Source organism: Mycolicibacillus koreensis (assembly GCF_002104795.1).
Lineage (GTDB): Bacteria > Actinomycetota > Actinomycetes > Mycobacteriales > Mycobacteriaceae > Mycobacterium > Mycobacterium koreense.
Window position 1 is genome coordinate 1 of record NZ_NCXO01000056.1, and the last position, 21,845, is coordinate 21,845.

Annotated in this window: 22 protein-coding genes and 1 tRNA gene; 2 read left to right on the forward strand and 21 right to left on the reverse strand. The window is 69.7% G+C overall.

The genetic code is table 11. From position 1 onward, the window contains the following. Window positions 1-111 precede the first annotated feature (111 nt). The 3 genes from B8W67_RS17800 to B8W67_RS17810 form a co-directional block, all read right to left on the reverse strand. A complete protein-coding gene (locus tag B8W67_RS17800) occupies window positions 112-702 on the reverse strand; it encodes a hypothetical protein (protein ID WP_085305389.1) in 591 nt (196 codons plus the stop codon). Between the two features lie 2 nt (window positions 703-704). After that, entirely contained in the window at window positions 705-1,157 is a 453-nt protein-coding gene (locus tag B8W67_RS17805) for a hypothetical protein (RefSeq protein WP_085305391.1), read from the reverse strand. A 73-nt stretch (window positions 1,158-1,230) separates the two neighbouring features. Beyond that, window positions 1,231-1,307 (reverse strand) — tRNA-Pro (locus B8W67_RS17810). A 182-nt stretch (window positions 1,308-1,489) separates the two neighbouring features. Between B8W67_RS17810 and B8W67_RS17815 the strand changes: the two genes are divergently transcribed. Further along, complete coding sequence (locus B8W67_RS17815; protein ID WP_085305393.1) at window positions 1,490-3,190, forward strand: patatin-like phospholipase family protein; 1,701 nt, start codon at window positions 1,490-1,492, stop codon at window positions 3,188-3,190. A gap of 25 nt (window positions 3,191-3,215) precedes the next feature. Here B8W67_RS17815 and B8W67_RS17820 read toward each other — a convergent pair whose 3' ends face one another. Genes B8W67_RS17820 through B8W67_RS17850 form a run of 7 tightly spaced genes read right to left on the reverse strand, consistent with a single transcriptional unit; the run spans window position 3,216 to window position 9,231 of the window. Further along, complete coding sequence (locus B8W67_RS17820) at window positions 3,216-3,998, reverse strand: sulfite exporter TauE/SafE family protein (protein ID WP_085305410.1); 783 nt, start codon at window positions 3,996-3,998, stop codon at window positions 3,216-3,218. 28 nt (window positions 3,999-4,026) lie between these two features. Next, on the reverse strand, window positions 4,027-5,448 hold the full coding sequence (der, locus tag B8W67_RS17825) for a ribosome biogenesis GTPase Der (protein ID WP_085305394.1): 1,422 nt from the start codon (window positions 5,446-5,448) through the stop codon (window positions 4,027-4,029). Beyond that, complete coding sequence (cmk, locus tag B8W67_RS17830) at window positions 5,445-6,128, reverse strand: (d)CMP kinase (protein ID WP_085305396.1); 684 nt, start codon at window positions 6,126-6,128, stop codon at window positions 5,445-5,447. Before cmk ends, der begins: the two co-directional genes overlap by 4 nt. After that, window positions 6,125-6,862 (reverse strand): pseudouridine synthase, encoded by a 738-nt coding sequence (locus B8W67_RS17835; RefSeq protein WP_069393824.1) that lies wholly within the window; start codon window positions 6,860-6,862, stop codon window positions 6,125-6,127. Before B8W67_RS17835 ends, cmk begins: the two co-directional genes overlap by 4 nt. Next, window positions 6,859-7,551 (reverse strand): SMC-Scp complex subunit ScpB, encoded by a 693-nt coding sequence (gene scpB, locus B8W67_RS17840; protein ID WP_085305398.1) that lies wholly within the window; start codon window positions 7,549-7,551, stop codon window positions 6,859-6,861. The genes B8W67_RS17835 and scpB overlap by 4 nt, the downstream gene beginning before the upstream one ends. Next, window positions 7,548-8,366 (reverse strand): segregation/condensation protein A, encoded by an 819-nt coding sequence (locus tag B8W67_RS17845; RefSeq protein ID WP_069393826.1) that lies wholly within the window; start codon window positions 8,364-8,366, stop codon window positions 7,548-7,550. The genes scpB and B8W67_RS17845 overlap by 4 nt, the downstream gene beginning before the upstream one ends. A 1-nt stretch (window position 8,367) precedes the next feature. Continuing rightward, complete coding sequence (locus B8W67_RS17850; RefSeq protein WP_069393837.1) at window positions 8,368-9,231, reverse strand: ParA family protein; 864 nt, start codon at window positions 9,229-9,231, stop codon at window positions 8,368-8,370. A 121-nt stretch (window positions 9,232-9,352) separates the two neighbouring features. Between B8W67_RS17850 and B8W67_RS17855 the strand changes: the two genes are divergently transcribed. Next, entirely contained in the window at window positions 9,353-10,111 is a 759-nt protein-coding gene (locus B8W67_RS17855; RefSeq protein WP_085305400.1) for an O-methyltransferase, read from the forward strand. Here B8W67_RS17855 and xerD read toward each other — a convergent pair. The 11 genes from xerD to B8W67_RS17905 form a co-directional block, all read right to left on the reverse strand. Then, window positions 10,108-11,064, reverse strand: a complete 957-nt coding sequence (xerD, locus tag B8W67_RS17860; RefSeq protein WP_085305402.1) for a site-specific tyrosine recombinase XerD — start codon at window positions 11,062-11,064, stop codon at window positions 10,108-10,110. The genes B8W67_RS17855 and xerD overlap by 4 nt on opposite strands. Beyond that, window positions 11,061-11,684, reverse strand: coding sequence for an NUDIX domain-containing protein (locus B8W67_RS17865; protein WP_085305404.1), 624 nt, complete (start codon window positions 11,682-11,684; stop codon window positions 11,061-11,063). Before B8W67_RS17865 ends, xerD begins: the two co-directional genes overlap by 4 nt. Continuing rightward, complete coding sequence (locus B8W67_RS17870; RefSeq protein WP_109561828.1) at window positions 11,677-13,413, reverse strand: CTP synthase; 1,737 nt, start codon at window positions 13,411-13,413, stop codon at window positions 11,677-11,679. The genes B8W67_RS17865 and B8W67_RS17870 overlap by 8 nt, the downstream gene beginning before the upstream one ends. A 130-nt stretch (window positions 13,414-13,543) precedes the next feature. Continuing rightward, window positions 13,544-14,485 (reverse strand): copper transporter, encoded by a 942-nt coding sequence (locus tag B8W67_RS17875; protein ID WP_069393830.1) that lies wholly within the window; start codon window positions 14,483-14,485, stop codon window positions 13,544-13,546. 9 nt (window positions 14,486-14,494) lie between these two features. After that, window positions 14,495-15,676, reverse strand: a complete 1,182-nt coding sequence (steA, locus tag B8W67_RS17880) for a putative cytokinetic ring protein SteA (protein ID WP_069393831.1) — start codon at window positions 15,674-15,676, stop codon at window positions 14,495-14,497. A gap of 128 nt (window positions 15,677-15,804) precedes the next feature. Beyond that, window positions 15,805-17,601, reverse strand: coding sequence for a DNA repair protein RecN (gene recN / locus B8W67_RS17885; RefSeq protein WP_085305408.1), 1,797 nt, complete (start codon window positions 17,599-17,601; stop codon window positions 15,805-15,807). Between the two features lie 10 nt (window positions 17,602-17,611). Then, complete coding sequence (locus B8W67_RS17890; protein WP_069393833.1) at window positions 17,612-18,535, reverse strand: NAD kinase; 924 nt, start codon at window positions 18,533-18,535, stop codon at window positions 17,612-17,614. After that, a complete protein-coding gene (locus B8W67_RS17895) occupies window positions 18,532-19,341 on the reverse strand; it encodes a TlyA family RNA methyltransferase (protein WP_069393834.1) in 810 nt (269 codons plus the stop codon). The genes B8W67_RS17890 and B8W67_RS17895 overlap by 4 nt, the downstream gene beginning before the upstream one ends. 7 nt (window positions 19,342-19,348) lie before the next feature. Then, window positions 19,349-19,519, reverse strand: a complete 171-nt coding sequence (locus tag B8W67_RS21000) for a hypothetical protein (RefSeq protein ID WP_165607813.1) — start codon at window positions 19,517-19,519, stop codon at window positions 19,349-19,351. 8 nt (window positions 19,520-19,527) lie between these two features. Next, the gene (locus B8W67_RS17900; protein ID WP_069393835.1) at window positions 19,528-20,553 is read right to left on the reverse strand and encodes an HAD-IIA family hydrolase; all 1,026 of its coding nucleotides are present in this window, start codon (window positions 20,551-20,553) and stop codon (window positions 19,528-19,530) included. 1 nt (window position 20,554) lies between these two features. After that, window positions 20,555-21,271 carry a hypothetical protein gene (locus B8W67_RS17905; protein ID WP_234806814.1) on the reverse strand — a complete coding sequence of 239 codons (717 nt, stop codon included), beginning with the start codon at window positions 21,269-21,271 and terminating at the stop codon, window positions 20,555-20,557. Window positions 21,272-21,845: the final 574 nt, after the last annotated feature.

Genomic DNA, 21,845 nt, shown 5'->3' on the forward strand with positions numbered 1-21,845 from the left:
CGGCGGCACTGACCGCCTGAACCATCTCAACGAAGAATCATGCGACGACGTCGTACACCACACCCGTGGACTTGACCCTCCAGAGGGCCGTTCCTGATGTACCGCTGGTGATTACACCGGGTGGATTTTTACCGTGTCATCGCTGAGGGCTATGGGGTCCACCACGTACTCAGCTTCCCCACGCCTTTCCTTATCGACATAGGCCAGCAGGTGGGTGGGCTCGATGGTGGCGATGTAGACGTTCCCCTTGATGGGGTATGCCCACATCTCCCCGCTGGCGAATCGTTTCGCCATGTCGAGGTCCGTCGTCCATGACATGCCGTGTCGGGCGTCGTGCGAGCACCCACGGTAGACAGTGACAGGCTCGACGGGCCGGGGTGCTGGCTTGCCGTTGTGGGTGTAGCCAGCCTCTTCGAAGTAGTCCACCCAATCGCTCGGCGGGAGGACGCGGGTAGGCCAATCGTGGCCGGTCCATGCGTCGATGACAGCGCCTGGACACGACCAGAGGTCTAACTGCCCCTGCCCGTATAGCTCCGACAGGAGCGCCGGGGCATTGTTGCGCCCTACTGCGCCCGCCGCCGAACGGTATTGCTCGTAGGTGACCTCGCCGTCGTCGTTGGTGTGTTCATCGTCGAATCGGTAGCCCGCGTCGTCCTCCCATAGACCGGCTGGCCAGAAGTCCTCGCGGTGACGTTTCATCATCGTTACACCTCCCTCTGGCACCCGAAGCCGTCGAGGAAGTCGGCGGCCTCGACGAGCCGGGCCGCGAGTTCGCGCGCCTCGTCGGCGGTGAGGGTGTCATCCGATGGGTTGACGTAGACGTGTACCCACCGGCTCCGCATCATGCCGTCGCAGCGTTGGAAGCCGTTCGCGGTGAGGGTGACGGTGCGGCCGGGCCAGCGGTCTCCGGTGATGAGCCGTTGGGGTGGTTCGTCGGCGGCGAACTGTTCCCATTCGTGGGTACGGTTGGTGCCGGCGGGGGCGGCGATGTGGGCGTACTGGCGGCCCCAGACCGCGGCGCGGGCATTCTCGCGCAGGATGCGGTGGTGTTCGCCGGCTTGCTCAGCGGCCTCGAACTCGCTGACTTCGGCGTCGGTGAGCTGGTCGGCGACATCGCGCCAGGTCTCGATGCTGGCGGGGTGACTGGTGGTGGACATGGTGGGCCCTTTCATTCAGGGCCACGTCACTGTTGCCATGTTGTCGCCAACGCTTACGTTTGCGCTGGTCATATGGTCGGGCTGACAGGATTTGAACCTGCGACCACTTGACCCCCAGTCAAGTGCGCTACCAAACTGCGCCACAGCCCGGTGCCGTCGAAACGCTCCGGCGGCAGGTCGAAAGCCTACCGCACGCCCGGCGCCGGCCCCGCATCACCGGTGTGCGGCTCCCACCCGCCGCGCCCACCGCGCCCATCCACGACCCACCACGTAGGCTCGGCTGTCGAGATTGCTTCGGCTGCGCAACGCGTCACTACCAGGAAGCGGGCCCCATGCAGATCCCCTTTGTCGACACCGTGCTCGCCCGCACCGGGTTGCGCCGACCGGAAGAGCCGGTCGATGACGCCGACACCGGCCAGGACTTCGCCCTCCCGCTCGATCAGGAGGTCGTCGAGGACGAGGTCGACACCTCCGATGACACCCTGCTGCTGCAGAAGATGGAGAACCGGCTGGTCCGCCATCACCTGGCCAACCCCGATGTGTTGGCCGCCGAGGACCTGCGCCGGTTGCGCTACCTGCTCAACTTCGCCCGGCTGGCCGACTTCGAACCCGGCGCGGCCGGCCCGGGCGGCACCCGCGGTCGTGGGGACGTGTCGGTCGGCGGCGAGCTCACACCCTGGCGCACCCGGGTGGCCGACACGCTGCGCGGCCCGCTGCGCGAGCAACAGGACCCCGTCACGGCGCTGATCGACGCCCGCGAGGTCTTGGCGGCGTTGCGCGACGACCAGGACGAGCAGCGCCGGATTCTCCTCGACCGGCACGGCGACGACTTCTCACCGGATGAGCTGGACGCCGAGGTCGGCTACAAGAAGCTGGTCACGGTGCTCGGCGGGGGCGGCGGTGCCGGGTTCGTCTACATCGGTGGCATGCAGCGGCTGTTGGAGGCCGGCCAGGTCCCCGACTATCTGATCGGCTCCTCGTTCGGATCGGTGCTGGGCTCGGTGGTGGCGCGCACCTTGCCGGTGCCGATCGACGAATACGTCCAGTGGGCCAAGTCGGTGTCCTTCCGCGCCATCCTGGGCCCGGAGTCCCGGAACCGCACCCACGGTTTGACCGGGGTGTTCTCCCTGCGGTTCGACAGGTTCGCCGACGCGATGTTCCGGCGCGAAGACGGCGCCTTGATGCGGCTGTCGGATCTCGACGTGCCGTTCGACGCGGTGGTCGCCGGGGTGCGGCGCCAGCCGTTTGCAGCACTGCCGTCGCGGTACCGTCAGCAGCGGCTGGCCGCGCTACAGCTGCGTTCGTTGCCCTATCTGCCGATCGGGCTGGGTCCGCAGGTGGCGGCCCGGCTGTGGCAGACGGCGGCGTTCATCGATCCGCGGGTGGTGACCCCGATCGTCATCGGCGGTGACAACCCGCGCACCGATGTCAACGTGGTGGACGCGGCGTCGTTCTCCTCGGCGATCCCCGGTGTGCTGCACCACGAGACCGCCGACCCGGAGATGGTGCCGTTCTTCGACGAGATACTCGCCGACAACGACGTGGGTGCCCTCGTCGACGGCGGAGCGGCCAGCAACGTCCCGGTCGAGTTGGCCTGGAAACGGGTCCGTGACGGTCGCCTCGGTACACGCAACGCGTGCTACCTGGCGTTCGACTGCTTCCATCCGCAGTGGGATCCCCGCAACCTGTGGCTGGTCCCCATCACCCAGGCGATCTCGCTGCAGATGGTGCGCAACGCCCCCTACGCCGATCACCTGGTCCGCTTCACTCCCACCTTGTCGCCGGTGAACCTGGCTCCGTCGACGAACGCTATCGACCGCGCCTGCCGGTGGGGACACCGCAGCACCGAACGGGCGGTGCCGGTGATGGGTGCGCTGTTGGACCCGGTGTGGTGGGACGGCGACGCTCCACCGATCCCGGCGACCAAGACGAGTCGCCCCCGACCTGCGGCCGCCTCGATGAACGCGGTACTGTCCGCGCTGGGTGGTCGGCGCAACCGGTTCGAGCGGTGGCGCGACCGCCGGCAGAGCTGAGCGCCACGGCACGGCACGGCACGGGTCAAACGGTCAGCAGCCGCCACAACCCGATCAGCCCGACGACGAGGATCACCGCCCGCAGCGCGGTCGGGGAGAGCCGTCGGCCGTAGTGCCCGCCGAGGAACCCGCCGACCAGCGATCCCCCGGCGATCAGCCCGGCCGCCACCCAGCTGATCCGGTCGGCGGCCACCAGAATGTAGGCGCTGGCGGCGACGGTGTTGACCACGAGCGCCAGCAGGTTCTTCGCGGCGTTCATCCGCTGCATCGACTCGGGCAGCAGCACCCCCATCACCCCGACGAGCAGAATCCCCTGGGCGGCAGAGAAATAACCCCCGTACACCCCGACGGCGAACGTGCCGATCGTCAACGCCACCAGCCGGCCCCGACTGAGCTGCTCGAGCGAACGTCCTGCGGCCGCTGCGCGCCGCTGCGCCAGCCGTTGGATGGCGGGACCCACCACCACCAGAACCAACGCCAACACCAGCAGCGCGGGCACCACCCGGTTGAACACCCGCTCGGGCAGGTGCAGCAGCAGCCACGCACCGCAGACCGCGCCCAGCAGCGAACCGGGGAGCTGCCAGCGAAGCCGCGTCCATTGCCCGCGCAACTCGCGCCGATACGCCCAGGTGCCCGAGACGCCGCCGGCGACGAGGCCGACCGCGTTGGAGATCGTGGCGGTCAGCGGCGGATAGCCCAGGGTGATCAGGGTGGGGAAGGTGATCAGGGTGCCGGTGCCCACCAGCGAGTTGATCGCCCCGGCACCGAGTCCGGCCAGCGTGATCAGCGCCAACTCGAACCATGACATCGACAGCACCTTACGCGGTGCCGCGCGGTCAGCGGCTCTTGCGCTTCTCCCGCATCCGCACGTTGATCCGGATCGGACTGCCCTCGAAGCCGAACTCTTCACGCAACCGCCGCTCCAGGAAACGCCGGTAGCCGGCCTCCAGGAATCCGGTGGTGAACAGCACGAACGTCGGGGGGCGCGCGGTGGCCTGGGTCGCGAACAGGATCCGTGGTTGCTTGCCGCCGCGCACCGGCGGCGGGGTCGCGGCGACGACCTCTTTGAGGAAGGTGTTGAGCCGCCCGGTGGGCACGCGGGTATCCCACGACCGCAGCGCCGATTCCAAGGCGGGCACCAGTTTCTGCACGGCACGTCCGGTGCGTGCGGAGATGTTGACCCGCTGCGCCCACCGCACCTGAACCAGTTCACGATCGATTTCGCGTTCCAGCACGTAGCGACGGTCCTCGTCGACTAGGTCCCACTTGTTGAACGCCAACACCAGCGCGCGCCCGGCCTCGATCACCATCGTCAGCACCCGCTGGTCCTGCTCGGTCAGCGGCTCGGATCCGTCGATCAGCACGATCACCACTTCGGCGGCGTCGATCGCCCCATGGGTGCGCACCGAAGCGTAGAACTCGTGCCCGCTGGCCTGGCGGACCTTGCGCCGCAGCCCGGCCGTGTCGATGAATCGCCAGGTGCGCCCGCCCAACTCGATCAGCGAGTCGACCGGGTCGACGGTGGTGCCGGCCACGTCGTGCACCACCGACAGTTGGTCGCCGGCCAGCTTGTTGAGCAGCGAGCTCTTACCGACATTCGGCTTGCCGACCAGCGCCACCCGCCGCGGCCCGCCCTCGCCGGCCGTGGCGACCCCGGTGACCTCCGGCAGCGCGGCGACCACCTCGTCGAGTAGGTCGGCGACTCCGCGGCCGTGCATGGCGCTGATCGCGTGCGGTTCACCGAGTCCCAGCGACCACAGCGCAGCCGCGTCGGACTCGCCGCGTTCGTTGTCGACCTTGTTGGCCGCCACGAACACCGGCTTGCCGGATCGGCGCAGGATCTTCGCGGCCGCCTCGTCGCCGCCGGTGGCGCCGACGACGGCGTCGATGACGAGGATCACCGCGTCGGCGGTGCGCATGGCCACTGCCGCCTGCTCGGCGACCAGCTGCTGCAGCCCCTTGGCGTCGGGTTCCCATCCCCCGGTGTCCTGCACGACGAAGTTCCGGCCGGTCCAGTTGGCGTCGTAGGACACCCGGTCGCGGGTCACGCCGGGGAGATCCTGGACGACGGCTTCGCGACGCCCGAGGATCCGGTTGACCAGTGTGGATTTGCCGACGTTGGGCCGGCCCACCACCGCCACCACCGGAGGCGGCGCCAACAGCTCGGCCGATGAATCGGCATCACCTGAATCATCGAGGTCGCCGATCTCCCAGTCGCTTTCGTCGCTCCACGTCCCGTCGGAGCCGGTGGTGCTCATCGGCGTACCCCGCTGCGCTCATCGACCAACGCGATCAGGTGCTCGACGACCGCGGCCTCGGTCATCGCGCTGGTGTCGACGATGACGGCGTCGCGGGCGGGCAGCAGCGGCGAGTCCGCGCGAGTGGAGTCGAGGTGGTCGCGACGCTGCACGTCGGCGAGGACCCCGGGGTAGTCGTCGGGCTGTCCGGCGGCGACGTTCTGGTCGTTGCGTCGCCGCGCCCGGGTCTCCGCCGAGGCGGTGAGGAAGATCTTCAGCTCGGCGTCCGGGAGCACCACGGTGCCGATATCGCGTCCTTCCACCACGATGCCGTCGGGACCGGCCGCCAACTGTCGCTGCAACTCCACGAGTCGCTGCCGCACCTCCGGTACCGCCGAGACCGCAGAGACCGCTCGCGTCACCTCCGCGCCACGGATCTCGGCGGAGACGTCTTCATCGGCGAGATAGAAACGGTCGCCGTCAGGATCGGCGCCGACCGAGAGGCGCACGGCGGGCACGAGTCCGGCCACTGCGGCGGAGTCGCCCGGGTCGACACCGGCCCGCAACACCGCCAACGCCACGATCCGGTACATGGCACCGGTGTCGAGGTAGCGCGATCCCAACGCGCGCGCCAACCCTCGTGACACCGAGGACTTCCCGGTGCCGGCCGGCCCGTCCACGGAGATCCTCAACGCGCTCACAGCCCGACCGCCTTATACAGTTGTCCGATTTCGTTGCGCCGCAATGGTCTGATGCTCCCCGGTCGTTGTTCGCCGAGCGTGACGGCACCGATGTCGGTACGGACCAGCTCCTGCACCGGGAACCCGACCGCAGCCAACAGGCGTCGGACGATCCGGTTGCGGCCTTCGTGCAGTGTCAGTCGCACCAGTGTGCGCCCGGGTACCGCGTCGACCACTGCGAAATCATCCACCCGTGCCGGGCCATCCTCCAACTCGATCCCGGCGCGTAGTTTCTTGCCCAGCGCACGCGGCACGGTGCCCAAAACGGTTGCCAAGTAAGTCTTCGGCACCTCGTAAGACGGATGCATCAGCCGATGTGCCAACTCCCCGTCGTTGGTCAACAGGATCAGCCCTTCGGTGTCGGCGTCGAGGCGCCCGACGTGGAAGAGATTCTTGTTGCCCCGCACCCGGTGCTCGACGAAATCGCCGATGCAGGGCCGGCCGCGGTCATCCGACATCGTCGAATAAACGCCGCGGGGCTTGTTCAACGCCAGATACACCAGCGATTCGTCGACGGTCACCCGTGCGCCGTCGACGCGGATCACCGCCGACTCCGGGTCCACCCGGGTCCCCAGTTCGGTGACCACCTGCCCGTCGACCTCGACGCGCCCGTCACGGATCATCTTCTCCGCTACCCGCCGTGAGGCCACCCCGGCCTGGGAGAGCACCTTCTGCAGGCGGATTCCCTCGGTCATTGGTCCACGTCGAAGGTCAGCGGCTGATCAGCCGTTCCGCCACCGAGTTTCATGAAACGGGGCTCACTGTCCAATGATTCGCTCAGATCGTCGATGCTGTCGACGTCGGGCAGCAGTGGGGCGATGTCGGGCAGGTCCGACAGCGAGGACAATCCGAGTCGCTCGAGAAACAGTTCGGTGGTGGCGAACGTCGCCGCGGCGGTGTCGGGGTCGGGACCGGACTCGGTGATCAGGCCCCGCGCCAGCAGGGTGCGCATCACCGCATCGCAGTTCACCCCGCGCACCGCCGACACCCGCGCTCGGGTGACCGGTTGCCGGTAGGCCACCACCGCAAGGGTTTCCAGCGCCGCGCGGGTCAGTTTCGAGCGCGCCCCGTCCAGCAGCAGCCGCTCCACATACGGGGCGTAGGCCGCCCGGGTGTACAGGCGCCAGCCCCCACCGGCCTCCCGCAGCTCGATGCCACTGTCGCGGGCGGTGAGCTCCTCGGCCATGACGCGCAGCTGCCCGGCGACGCGGTCGACGGGCTGCTCGGTGGCGGTGGCCAGCGACTCGGTGGCCACCGGGGTGTCGACCACCAGCAGCAGCGCCTCGAGAACCGCGGTGAGTTCGGCGTCATCGAGTTCGGCGGTGGCGACATCGATGCCCAGAGCGTCGTCGTCGGGGCGCGCGTCGTCGTCGGCGTGGGTCATGTCGGGTTGTCTGCTTTCACCAGTTCATCGAGGTCTCCAGCGGTCGGACGTTCTCCGGTCCACGAAACCTGGAGCACACCAAGTGGCTCTGCCTGCTCGAATGCTACCGCCCGGGCCCGATACAGCTCGAGCAGTGCCAGGAAGCGTCCGACGATCTCGATCGGCACCTCGCAATCGGCGACCAGCTCGCGAAACGACGCCCAGGTGCCGCTGCCGCGGGTCTCCAGGATCGCCAGCAGCCGCTGTGCCTGCTCGGGCACCGAGACGCTGACCTGGTGCAGGTGACCGGTGGCCACCGTCGGCACCGGCCGGGGGGTGAAGGCACTCGCGGCGATCTCGGCGAAGCGCTGCGCGTCGACCCCCAGCATCACCTCGGGCAGCAGGTCGGCGAAGCGGTCCTCCAGCGACACCGACCGTGGATAGCTGCGCAGTGCGGCGGCCTCCAGCTCGGCGAACATCTGGGCGACGTGCTTGTAGGCGCGGTACTGCAGCAGCCGGGCGAACAGCAGGTCACGGACCTCCAGCAGCGCCAGGTCTTCCTCGTCGTCGACCTGCCCGGCCGGCAGCAGTCGCGCCGCCTTCAAATCGAGCAGGGTCGCGGCGATCACCAGGAACGCCGTGGTCTCCTCCAGCCCCAGCTGCGCCCCGATCTCCCGGGTGTAGGCGATGAAGTCGTCGGTGACCTGGTGCAGCGCCACCTCGGTGACGTCGAGTCGGTGGGCGAAGATCAACTGCAGCAGCAGGTCGAACGGGCCCTCGAAGTTGGTCAGCCGAACCTGGAATCCCTGCGGGTCGGCGGTGTCCTCCGCGCTCACCTCAGGCGCCGAACCGGTCGATGACCTCGCGGGCCAGCGCACGGTAGGCCTGGGCACCGCCGGATTTCGGGGCCCACGTGGTGATCGGCTCGCCGGCCACGGTGGTCTCCGGGAACCGGACGGTACGGGTGATCACGGTGTCGAAGACCAGATCACCGAAGCGTTCCACCACCCGGGCCATCACCTCACGGGAGTTGATGGTGCGCGGGTCGTAGCGGGTGACCAGGATGCCGCTGATCTCCAGTTTGGGGTTGAGCCGGTCGCGCACCTTCTCCACGGTGTCGGTGAGCAACGCCAGCCCCCGCAGCGAGAAGTACTCGCACTCGGTCGGGATGATCACACCGTCGGCGCAGGCCAGCCCGTTGACGGTGAGCAGCCCCAGCGACGGCTGGCAGTCGACCAGAACATAGTCGTAGCGGTCGATGACCGGGTGCAGCGCCCGGCCCAGCGACTGCTCGCGCCCCACCTCGTTGACCAACTGGATCTCCGCGGCGGACAGGTCGATGTTCGACGGGATGAGATCGACGTTTTTGATCCGGGTGCCGATCAGCACCTCGTCGGTGGAGACACGCGGTTCCACCAGCAGGTTGTGCACCGTGCGTTCCAGCTCGTAGTGCGGCACCCCCAAGCCCGCCGAGAGCGCCCCCTGCGGGTCGAGATCCACCAGCAGCACCCGGCGTCCGTATTCGGCGAGCGCGGCCCCGAGGTTGATCGTCGAGGTCGTCTTGCCGACGCCGCCCTTCTGGTTGCACATCGCGATGACCTGCGCGGGCCCGTGTGAACTCCGCGGCTGCGGTTCGGGGATGTCGCGCGGCGGCCGGCCGGTCAGGCCCACCTCGACGGCGCCGTCAGCATCGCTGGTCATCGGCGCCCGGGGCCCGTCGAACGACTCGGTGCTGAGGTGGTGGCGGACATCGGCCAAAGTCTAACGGGTCGGCACCGGTCCACAGGCAAGATCACCGGCCCGGCGGCATAGGCTGGGTGCCATGAGTCTCAAACAGCGCTTCCCGTTCCTGCGCTGGTCGGTGCTGCGGATGGTGACCTTGCCCCGCAACATCTCCAGGACCGGTCAAGTCGGTGACGGCCGTGAGGACGCGGTGGTGCGCTATGTGCTGGCCAACGCCCGCGCCGGCGACATCGATGACGTGATCGCCACGATCGACCGCTTCGCCTACGACAAGTCGATGTTGATGAACGTCGGCGACGAGAAGGGCGAATTGCTCGACGCCGCGGTGCGGCGCGCCGAGCCGGCCCTGGCCGTCGAGTTGGGCACCTACGCCGGCTACAGCGCTCTGCGGATCGCCCGCGCGGCCCCGCAGGCGCGGGTGGTGTCGGTGGAGTTGGCCGAGGCCAACGCCGCCAACGCCCGCACCGTCTGGGCACACGCCGGGGTGGCCGACCGGGTCAGCTGTGTGGTCGGCACCATCGGCGACGGTGGGCGCACCCTCGACGTCCTGGCGCGTGATCACGGTCTGACGCCGGGGAGCCTGGATTTTCTGTTCCTCGATCACGACAAGGTGGCCTACCTGCCCGACCTGCAGAGCATCCTCGAGCGTGACGGGTTGCGTCAGGGCGCAATCGTCGTCGCCGACAACATCCTGGTGCCCGGCGCCCCGAAATACCGGGCGTACATGCGCGAACAGCAGTCCGTGCTGTTCGACACCGTGGAGCACAAGGCGCACGCCGAGTATCAGAGCCTGATCCCGGATCTGGTGCTCGAGTCGCGGTATCTGGGGACGCGTTAGCGGGCCCGCGGGTGGGCGCCGGCCCACACCTCGCGCAGCGCGTGCACGGTGACCAGCGTGTAGATCTGGGTGGTGGTCACCGAGGCGTGGCCGAGCAGCTCCTGCACGACACGCACGTCCGCGCCCCCGTCGAGCAGGTGGGTGGCGAACGAGTGGCGCAGGGTGTGCGGGGAGACCGCGGCGCTGATCCCGGCGTGCTCGGCGGCGTCGTGCAGCACCTGCCAGGCGCTCTGCCGCGACAGCCGTCCCCCCCGGGCGTTGAGGAACACCGCCGGTGTTCCGCGGCCGCGCCCGGCCAGCCCGGGACGTCCGCGCACCAGGTAGGCCTCCAGCGCGGCGACGGCGGGACGCCCGATCGGCACCAACCGCTGTTTGTCGCCCTTGCCGTGCAGCAACACCGAACGGTCGGTGGTGTCGATGTCGTCGAGATCCAACCCGACCGCCTCGGAGATCCGCGCGCCGGTGGAGTACAGCACCTCCAATAGCGCCCGATTGCGCAGGGTCAACGGGCTGTCGGAGGGCCGGTCTCCCCCGGCGGCTTCCAGCAGCGCGAGCACCTCGTCCACGCTGAGGCTCTTGGGCAGCCGGCGCCCCGCGTTCGGCGGGCGGACCTCGCGGGCGACGTCGAGCGGCGCCACCCCTTCGGCCGCGGCGAACCGGTGCAGACCGCGCACCGCGACCAGCGCCCGTCCGGCCGAGACCGCCGACAGCGGGCTCAGGCCCGCCTCGGAGTCGCCGCGCTGCAGGGCGATGACGAACTCGCTGACATCGGCCTCGCTGACCTTGCCGAGGTCGTCGATGCCGCGCTCGCGCAGGTAGTCACCGTAGCGACGTAGATCGCGCCGGTAGGAGCTCAGCGTGTTGGTCGCCACGCCCCGCTCGATCGTCAGATGCGCCAGATACCCGTCGACCTGGCCGTCCAGAGCGGTCGGGGCGGCTTGGGCGGCGGTCACGATCGCTCCCGTCGGGCGGCGAACGCGGTGGGCCGGTCCACCCAGGCCGCGTCGAGGGGCCGCGGCGTGCCGGCCTGGGTACGCACGACGTGGGCGGCGAGGATGCCGGCGACCGCGATCGCGTTGACGATCTCACCGGCCATCACCGCGGCCACCGCCTCGGCCAGCGAATACCACCGCAGCTGCAGGTCGGCCTCCTCGTGGTGGGCGACCGGGCGCTCGACCTCACGCAGCCCGGTGGCCAAAAACACCCGCACCGACTCGTCGCTGAACCCCGGGGTCGAAGCGAGGTCGACGAGCACCTGCCAGGTGCTGGCCTGCAGGCCGGCCTCCTCCTGCAGTTCGCGTGCGGCGGTGCGGTGCGGTTCCTCACCGTCGGCGTCGAGCAGGCCCGCGGGCAGTTCCCACAGGCGGCGCCCCAACGGCACCCGGTATTGGTAGATCAGTGGGATGTTGTCGTCGTCGTCGAGGGCGACGATCGCCACCGCCCCGTAGTGTTCGACGACTTCGCGGGTCGCGGTCGTTCCGCCGGGCATGCGCACTTCGTCGGCGCGCAGCGCGAAGATCTTGCCGCTGTGCAGCAGCTGCGAGGAGACGGTCTCGAAGACGTGCTCAGCCACGAGCGGCGGGCTCTTCCAACAGCGGTTGCTCAGCACCGTTGGCGTGATGGTCGGGGATCTCCACCGGAAGCCGCTCGGCGGCCTTGTAGTCGATGGCCGCGCCGACGAACGCCACGAACAGCGGGTGCGGCCGGGTGGGTCGGCTCTTCAATTCGGGATGGGCCTGGGTGCCGACCAGGAACGGGTGGACGTCGGCGGGGTATTCGACGAACTCGACGAGGTGGCCGTCGGGTGAGGTCCCGGAGAACCGCAGACCGCTCTCGGCGATCCGTTCCCGGTAGGCGTTGTTGACCTCGTAGCGGTGTCGGTGCCGTTCGGACACCTCGGTGGCCTGATAGGCCTGGGCCACAAGAGAATCAGCCTCCAGCACCGCCGGGTAGGCACCCAGGCGCATGGTGCCCCCGAGGTCGGCCTCGCCGGCCACTGCCTGCTGTTGGTCGGCCATCGTCGAGATGACCGGATCGGGGGTGTCGGGGTCGAATTCGGCGGAGTTGGCGCCGTCGACACCGACCGACCGGGCGGCCTCGATGACGATGCACTGCAAACCGAGGCACAGGCCCAGCAGCGGCAGACCGCGCGCACGGGCGTAGCGGATCGCGCCGAGCTTGCCTTCGATGCCGCGGATCCCGAACCCGCCGGGGATGAGCACCCCGTCGACGTCGCCGAGCGCGGCAACGGCACCGGCGGGCGTTTCACAGTCGTCGGAGGCGACCCAGCGGATCTCCACCTTCGTGCGGTGCTTGAAACCGCCGGCCCGCAACGCCTCGGCAACCGACAGATACGCGTCGGAGAGCTCGATGTATTTGCCCACCAATGCGATTCGCACCGATTCGTGAGAGTCGTGAACCCGGGAGAGAAGATCGTCCCATTCGGTCCAGTCGACGTCACGGAACGGCAGGTTCATCCTGCGCACCACGTAGGCGTCGAGTTCTTCGCGGTGCAGCACCTTGGGGATGTCGTAGATCGACGGCGCATCGGGAGTGGAGATCACCCCGTCGATGTCGACGTCGCACATCAGCGCGATCTTCTCTTTCAGCGGTTCGGGGACGTCGCGGTCGCATCGCAGAATCAACGCGTCTGGGGTGATACCGATGCTGCGCAGCGCGGCCACCGAGTGCTGGGTCGGTTTGGTTTTGAGCTCACCGGACGGCGCCAGGTAGGGCACCAGCGAGACGTGCAGGAAAAAGCAGTGATCCCGGCCGACATCGTGGCGGACCTGGCGGGCGGCTTCCAAAAACGGCTGGGACTCGATATCGCCGACGGTGCCGCCGATTTCGGTGATCACCACATCGGGCCGGTTCCCGTCCTGGTCGGGCTCGCCCATCGCCAGGATCCGGCACTTGATCTCATCGGTGATGTGCGGGATCACCTGCACGGTGTCACCGAGGTACTCACCACGGCGCTCCTTGGCGATCACCGTGGAGTAGACCTGCCCCGTGGTGACGTTGGCTGTGGCCGACAGGTTGCGGTCCAAGAAACGCTCATAGTGGCCGACGTCGAGGTCGGTCTCCGCGCCGTCCTCGGTGACGAAGACCTCGCCGTGCTGGAACGGGTTCATCGTTCCCGGGTCCACATTGAGATAGGGGTCGAGTTTCTGCATGGTGACCTGCAGCCCGCGGGCGATCAACAACTGCCCAAGGCTGCTGGCGGTCAACCCCTTGCCCAGCGAGGAGGCGACACCACCGGTGACGAACAGATAGTGAGTGGCGATGTAGGGGTGCTTGCGCAGTGTTGGCAACAGCCACCTCCGTGACGACGCGCAGGGCGAGACCTAGCTTGTGCTAGTGGGGCCTGCCGACCCACGGAATCTCACCCTAACACCCGGCCGGAGCGGTCGGCGTTGACACGCCCGACCCGCCTCACTGGGCGACGGTGACCGCCGTCGCCCCGGGGCCGATGCCGTACTGGCCGGGATGGCCGCCGCCGACGAGTTCGGCCAGCCCGAGCACCGTGGTGATGCGTCCGGCCTCGGTGTCGATGTCGTCGACGGTGCTCACCGCCGCGGCCATTCCGGCGTCGGCGCGGGTCACCGCGACCGCCGCGGACCCCGACGCCGACCCGTCCCGACCGGCCAGCAGCGTCCCGGCCCCCCGCGGGGCGAGCGCCGCGGCCAAGCGCGCCACACTGGCGCCCTGGTTGCCGGCGTCATCGGCGACGGCACCGCCGGTGAGCACCAGGGCGGCGTCGGCCGCACCGATCCGCTGATCGCCGTAGGAGATGAATCCGGTGTCGCGCAGCGCGGCGAGCACGGTCTCGCGTTGGGCGTCGTCGGCGGGTTTGACCGCCTTGTCGCGGTTGATCAGCACGGCGATGCCGAGCAGGTCGCCGGCCTGTGACCCCTGGTCGATCAGGGCGGGGTTGAGTTGGGCACCGGCGGGCAGCACCGAAGAGGTCACCACCGAACGCAGCTTCTCGGCGGAGTTGGCGTCGACGAACTCCTGTGTCAACGACACGGTCCCGGTGACGGTCGCCCCGGATTGGCCCAGGGTACGGGTGATCGATTCGACGTCGTCGCTGTCTGCGTCCGGCGCCCGGAAGATCACCACCGACTTGCCGGCCAGTGCGTCACGCACGATGCGACCGGCCACCAACGCGTCGAAATCGTTGACAGCGTCAAGCTTCTCGTTGAGCGCGTTCTTCTCGTCGTTGAGTTCGCTGATCTGGCTGCGCAGATCCTTCTTCTCCGCGCGCACCCCCGACAACAGCGAGTCCGAGAGCAACCCCGAACCCAGGACCACGCCGACGGCCAGCGCCAAAAAGACTGCGGCCAAAGAGATCACATGGTGCCGTAGTGAAATCACCGCGGCCGCCTAGGTGATCCAGCCCTGCACCCACGCCGCGAAGTGGTTCCAATAGTCGGTGATCCAGTGCAGCACCGACACGTCGGTGCGCGACACCCACAGCGCCACGATGACCGCGATCAGCATGGTGAACACCAGCAACGCGATGGCGCCTGCGGAGACCCGGTTGCGGTAGAGGGTGGCCACGGCCTTGGCGTCGACGAGCTTGTCCTCGACCTTCAGGCGGGTCAGGAACATCGACGGGTTACTCTGCTGGCGGGTGCGATCGAAGAACTCCTCGATGCTCGCGCTGTGACCGGCGGTCACCAGCAGCGCGGCACCGTGGTGGTCGGCCAGCAGCAGTGCGAGATCCATCGGCGAGCCGGCCGCCGGGAACGTCATCGCCCCCACTCCGAGATCCTGGATGCGTTCCAGGCCGGAGGCGTGCCCGTCGGCGTCGGCCGGCAGCACCACTTCGGCCCCGCACTTGAGGACCTCGGTGCTGATGAGTTCGGGGTCCCCCACGATCAGCTGGGGCCGGTAACCGGCCTTGCGCAGCACGTCGGCGCCCGCACCGACGCCGAGCAGCACCGGCTGGTACTCCTTGATGAACGGTTTGAGCAGCCTGAGGTCATCGGCCGCCGACGGCTCGTCGCCGACGAGCACGACGTGGCGGCGGCGCAGGTTGATGTCGACGTCGGGGATGCCGATGCCGTCGATGAGCAGCGGGCTTTCGCTGCGGATGAACTCGATCGTGTTGCCCGCGAACGCCTCGAGGTGGGCGACCAGCCCGCTCTTGGCTTCGTGCATCAGCTCGGCGATGTCGTGGTCGGCCCGCTCGGAGGCCTGGATCAGCCGACGGTCACCGGAGTAGATACCGCCCTCGTAGAGCCGGATCTTGGCGCCGTCCTTGATCTTCTTGAAGACCTCGGGGCCCGCCTCGTCGAACAGCGCGACACCGTTGGCGACCAGCACCTCCGGCCCCTGGTTGGGGTAGCGCCCCGAGATCGACGGCGCGGCGTTGACGACACCGGCGACCTGGGCTTCCACCAGGGCATCGGCGGTGATCCGGTCCAGGTCCTGCGCCTCGACGACGGCGATGTCGCCCGGGCAGAGCCGACGGAGCAGCCGATCCATATCGCGGTCGACCCGTGCCGTTCCGGCGATGCCGGGTCGCGAGCTGTTTCGGGAAAGCAGCGCTGACATCCTCATGGGGCGATTCTGTCGGCCAAAGCCGCTCCCGTCCGGGAGGCGCGCCGTAACACCAGCCTCAATAGTCACATCCCGTCACATTCGCCACAGGGAGGCGGCCGGGGTCAGGGGTCGGTCGGCGGCCGGGGTCAGGGGCCGGCCGGCGGCGCCTCGAGGTCGGTGATCTCCGATTGCGCGGTGCTGAGCAGTTCACGCGCGTGGGCGCGTCCGCTGTCGGATTCGCCGAGCCCGGCCAGCATCCGGGCCAGTTCGGCGACCCGCTGGTCTGCATCGAGGCGGCACACATCGCTGGCCCCGTCGGCTGCGGTGCCGGCCACCGTCAGGTGCACGTCGGCGTAGGCGGCGACCTGCGGCAGATGGGTGACGACGATGACCTGGTGGGTGCGCGCCAACCGGGCCAGCCGCCGTCCGATCTGGACGGCGGCCCGGCCCCCCACACCGGCGTCGATCTCGTCGAACACCATGGTGGTGCCGTGCGAGCGGCGCGTCGCGGTGGCCAGCACCACCTCGATCGCCAGCATCACCCGAGACAGCTCCCCACCGGAGGCGCTTTTGGCCAACGGCAGCACGGTGGTGCCGCGGTGGGCGGTGAAGCCGAACTCGACCTGGTCGATGCCGTCGGCGCCGGCACGGACCTTCTCCCCGGAGGCCAGGGTGAGCGCGGCCGGGTCGTCGTCGGCGGCTGCGACCGTTCCGACGGTGACGGTGAACTCGGCGTCGGCCATGGCCAGCCCGGCCAATTCCGTGGTGACCGCCCCGGCGAGCCCGGCGGCGTGCCCGTGGCGCAGCGCGCTGAGCGCCGAGGCCGCCTGACCCACCTGGGCGGCCAGGTCGTCGGTGCGGCGCTGCAACTCGGCCAGGGTCTCCTCGGAGACATCCAGGGTGGCCAGCCGGTCACCGGCGTCGCGCGCCCAGGCCAGCACCCCGTCGGTGTCGGCGGCGTATTTGCGGGTCAGGGTGCGCAACTCGGCCTGGCGGGCCAGTTTGGTGTCCAGGGCGCTGGCATCGTCGGGCAGCGCGCCGAGGTAGTCGCCGAGTTCGGTGATGACGTCGGCGACGACGGTCAGCGCACCACCGAGCTGGGCGGCGAGGTCGCGCAGGGCGCGGTCGTCGGTGCCGTCGAGGGCGGTGCGGGCCTGCCCGAGCAGGCTGGACACCGACGATGTCGCGGCTGCGGGGTCGTCGGCTTCGTCGGCGCCGGCCAGCGCAGCGCGCGCCCCGGCGACCGCGCCGCGCAGCGTGTCCAACTCGGAGAGGCGGCGGATCTCGGCGGTGAGGGCGTCGTCTTCGCCGGGCTGCGGGTCGATTTCGGCGATCTCCTCGAGGGCGAACTGCAGCCGGTCGGCCTCCTGGGCCAACTCGCGGGCCCGTCGGCGGCGTTCGCTGAGGTCACGCAGGGCGGCCAGCCAGCGGTCGCGCAGTTTGCGGTAGGTCTCCAGTTCGTCGCCGACTCCGACGTAGCGGTCCAGGGCGCCGCGCTGCTCTTCCGGGCGCATCAAGCGCAACTGGTCGTTCTGACCGTGCAGGGTGAGCAGACCCGCGGTGAACCCGCTCAACGACTTCGCCGGGACGCTGCGCCCACCGAGGTAGGCCCGTGACCGGCCGTCGCGGCTGACCGATCGGGAGGTGATCACGCTGCCGTCCTCGTCGGGGTCACCACCGCAGGAGTCGAGGATCTCCGCGACGTGACGGGCGGTCTGCTCGTCGAGGTCGGTGGTGGCGAAGCGACCCTCGACCACGGCGCGGTCGGCGCCGGAGCGGACCCGGTTGGCGTCGGCGCGCGCGCCACCGAGCAGGTGCAGTCCGGTCACCACCATGGTCTTACCGGTGCCGGTCTCCCCGGTCAGCACGGTCAGGCCGCGACCGAACTCCGCGGTCGCGGCGCTGATCGCCCCCAGCGAGGCGATCCGGATCTCGGTCAGCACCGTCGGGCCCTCACTGCCCGCGCCATCCGGTGACCGGCAGCCGGAACTTGCGGACGAGGCGGTCGGTGAACGGCGCACTGTCCAGGCGGGCCCATTTGACCGGGGTGCGCCCGCAGGTGACCTCCAGGCGGCTGCCGGCGGGAACCCGCATCTCACGGCGCCCGTCGCAGAAGACCATCGCGTCGTGGCCGTCGGCCTCCAGTTCGATCGCGATCGTGGCGTGCGGGCTGGTCACCATCGGCCGCGCGAACAACGCGTGGGCGTTGTTGGGCACGACGAGGATGGCGTCGAGGTCGGGCCACAGCAGCGGCCCCCCCGCGGAGAACGCGTAGGCGGTGGAGCCGGTGGGGGTGGACACCAGCACCCCGTCGCAGCCGAAGGTCGACACCGGCCGCGCATCGACCTCGACGATGACGCCCAGCACGCCGAGCCGCTGACCTTTCTCCAGGCTGGCCTCGTTGAGCGCCCAGCCGCGGTCGATCACGTCGCCGCCGGCGCGCACCGCGACGTCGAGGGTCATGCGGTCTTCGACCCGGTAGTCGCGGGCGATGACGTGATCGAGCACGGTGTCGATCGCCTCGGCCTCCGCCTCGGCGAGGAACCCGATGCGCCCCAGGTTGACGCCGAGCACCGGGATGCCGGCGTTGTGGGCAAGCTCGGCGGCCCGCAGGAAGCTGCCGTCCCCGCCGAGCACCAGCACCAGCTCGCAGCCGTGAGCGGCGTGGTCGTCGGCGTCGACGACCTCGATGTCGAATCCCATCGCGCGGGTGTGCTCCGGCGCCAGTTGCAGCCCGCCCCGGTCGACGGCTTCCGCGGAGAGCACGCGCAACCCGATGCCGTGTTCACCGAGGACCTTCTCCACCCGGCGCGCGGTGTCGGTCGCGTCGTCGCGGCCGGTGTGTACCACCAACAGAATGGTGCGCTCTGGGGTCATTGCGGTCCTTCCACGACGGCGGACTGCACGGCGTCGTCGAGCGCCGTCCCGGTCAACGGGTGCTCGGTGCGCGCGCGCAGCCACAGGAAATATTCGACATTGCCCGACGGGCCTGGCAGCGGGCTCGCGGTGACGCCGACGGTGTGCCAGCCGCGCTGTTCGGCGTGACCGGCGACGGCGAGTACGGCCTCGGCGCGCTGCTCGGGGTCGTGGACGACGCCCCCGGCACCCACCTGGCCCTTGCCGACCTCGAATTGCGGTTTCACCATGGGCACGATATCGGCGTCGGGGGTCGCGCAGGCGATGAGCGCGGGCAGCACCGTGGCCAGCGAGATGAACGACAGGTCGGCGACCACCACATCGACCGGGCCGCCGAGGAGTTCGGCGGTGATGCTGCGCACGTTGGTGCGCTCGAGCACCTGCACCCGCGGATCGGAGCGCAGCACCCAGGCCAGCTGTCCGTAGCCGACGTCGGCGGCGACCACTTCACGCGCGCCGCGGTCGAGCAGCACCTCGGTGAAACCGCCGGTCGAGGCGCCGGCATCCAGGCAGCGTCTGCCTGTCACGTCGATGGCGAAGGCGTCCAGCGCGCCGATCAACTTGTGAGCGCCGCGCGAAACCCAGGAGGGCTCCGCGGCGGTGTCGACGGTGAGATTCGCTGTCGGTGCCACCGCGGTCGCCGCTTTGGCCGCCGGCATCCCGTCGATGCTGACCTTGCCGGCGCTGATCAACTCCGCGGCCTGCTGGCGGCTTCGGGCCAGGCCCCGGCGGACCAGTTCGGCGTCAACACGGGCGCGCCGCGCCACGACACACTCAGCCTTTCTCCACCGATTCCAGGGCGTGCACCAGCACATCGTGCGCCTCGGAGAGTTGCCGCGCGATCCCGGCGAGGTCGGCATCGATGAGGGCCGGGTCGTCGGCGTCGGGCAGCGGGGAGAGGAGGGCATCGATCTGGGTGCGAATCTGGTCGGGTTCGGTACTCATGACGGCTCTCACGCTAGTCGATCGGGGTCGTCGAGCAGCGACCAGCGGTCCAGCGCCGTGCGTGCGGCGTCGTCGCCGGCCACGACCGTGCGCCGGTGTCGCCGGGGCGCGGCGTCCCACACCGCGCGGGCCACGGCACGCACCACCGCCAGCGGGTCGCCGGTGGCGTCGGCAGCGGCGCACGCCACGGTCACGGTGGTGTCCTCGACGGTGACCCGCCAGCTCGGGTGTGCGGCGATGGCCACCGTTTCGGCGCCGCGGTGCAGGGCGCGCAGATCGGCTCCGAGGTAGGTCGGGCGTTGCTCGGGGACGGCGAAGACCGCGTCGCGGGCGGTGTTGACGCCGGTGAGCACCATCAGGCTGGGCAACCCGGTCGCGGTGGCCCCGGCGATGTCGGTGTCGAGCCGGTCACCGACCACCAGCGGCCTGGCGAACTGTCCGCGCTCCAACGCGTCGGTCATCAGCGTCGGCGCGGGTTTGCCGGCTATCTGGGGGGTGGTGTCGGTGGCGGCCTGCAACGCGGCGACCATCGATCCGTTGCCGGGCAGCAGTCCCCGCTCCGACGGCAGGGTGCGGTCGACGTTGGACGCCACCCACAGCGCCCCGGCGCGCACCGCCAGCGCGGCCTCCGCCAGTTGCGCCCACCCGGTGTCGGGAGAATGGCCCTGCACCACCGCCACCGGGTCGTCGGCGAACTGGCGCACCGGTGTCAGCCCGACCGCCCGGATCTCGGCGGCCAACGCGTCGGTGCCGACCACCAACACCGCTGCACCGGGTGGGATCTGGCGGGCCAGCAGGTGCGCGGCACTTTGCGCGCTGGTGATGACGTCGTCGGCGCCGGCGTCGAACCCGAGTTCACCCAAATGCTCGGCGACCTGTTCGGCGCTGCGGGAGGCGTTATTGGTGACGAACAGGGTGCGCGCCGTCGTGGCCGCCAGCGCCTCGACCGCTCCGTCGGTGGGCTCATGCCCGCGGAACACCGTGCCGTCGAGGTCGAGCAGCAGGCAGTCGAAGTCGTCGACGAGGGTCGCCATGTCAGCCCAGTTCACCGATGCGGTCTTCGGCGTCGGTCACCCCGTCGACGTCGGCGGCCGCGCTGCGCAAAAACCACTGCAGTGCTTCGTCGGTGCGGTCCAGGGCCAGCAGGATCTCGGCGTGGGCGTAGTAGAGCCGGGCCGCGATCGCGCCGGTGCGGTCGGGGTCGATCTGCGGTGTGGTCAGCACCGCCAGGGCGGCCTCGAGCTGCCCGAGGTCGACCCGGGCCCCGGCGGCGACAATACGTAGTTCGTCGGCCTCGTCGCCGATGAGTTCCGCGGCCTCCGAACCCCGCGCCAACTCGACGGCCCGCTGCGGGCGCCCGAGACCGCGTTCGCAGTCGGCGATCAGCGGCAGCAGCGGCGATTTGCTGCCCATCCGTCGCGCGGCACGCAGCTCCGCGAGGGCCTGCGCCCAGTCGCCGCAGTGGTAGGCGGCGATCCCGACCGCTTCGCGCACCGCGGCGATGCGCGCTGCCCGCGCCCGAGCGGCGCGGGCGTGCTGCAGCGCCGCCTCGGGGTCCTCGTCCAACAGTGTGCCGGCGGTTACCAGGTGCCGGGCCACCGTGTCGGCGGTGGTGCGATCCAGCGTGGACAGTTCGCGGCGCACCTCCGGGGCCAGTTGTTTGGCTTCCACCTCGGGCGGGATCACCGGCCCCTGCCCGGCCATGGTGTCCTTGGTGGTGTCCTTGGCGGTGTCCTTGGCGGTGGCCTTGATCGCCGCGGGGTTGGGCTGTGCCCGCCGTCCCCGGCCGGGTCCGGCGGACCGTGGTGCCTGCGCGCCGGTGCGCGGCCGCCGCTGCGGCCCACCCGCGGGCCCACCTGCGCCCGAACGCGGCCGCCGATCCGCACCGTTGCCTTGGCTCACCAGTACCGCCCTCCGCGTTGTTCCCCGGTCAATAAAGGATACGGGGCCGACTGTCGCGTCCCCGGTGCGCCCAACAGCGACCGCGACTGTGCCAATGTCTACGGTGCCGATGTCCGCCGTGCCAATGTCGCGCCGTGGCAATGTCGCGCCCCGAGGCCATCACAAGCCCGGCGTTCTCCGCATTTCAGCGGATATAGCGGACTTTTCCGGATTCGGACGAAGCCACATTTCCTCAACAATGGATCGCCAATTCGGATATCGGCGTCGATTCGCAAATCTCATTGCCGCCGTAGAAATGCCTGCTGTAGATATGCCTGTGCCCCCCGAACGAATTCGGGGGGCACAGGTTAATGTGTGTTCGGCGGTGTCCTACTTTTCCACCCGGGTTGGGTAGTATCATCGGCGCTGGCAGGCTTAGCTTCCG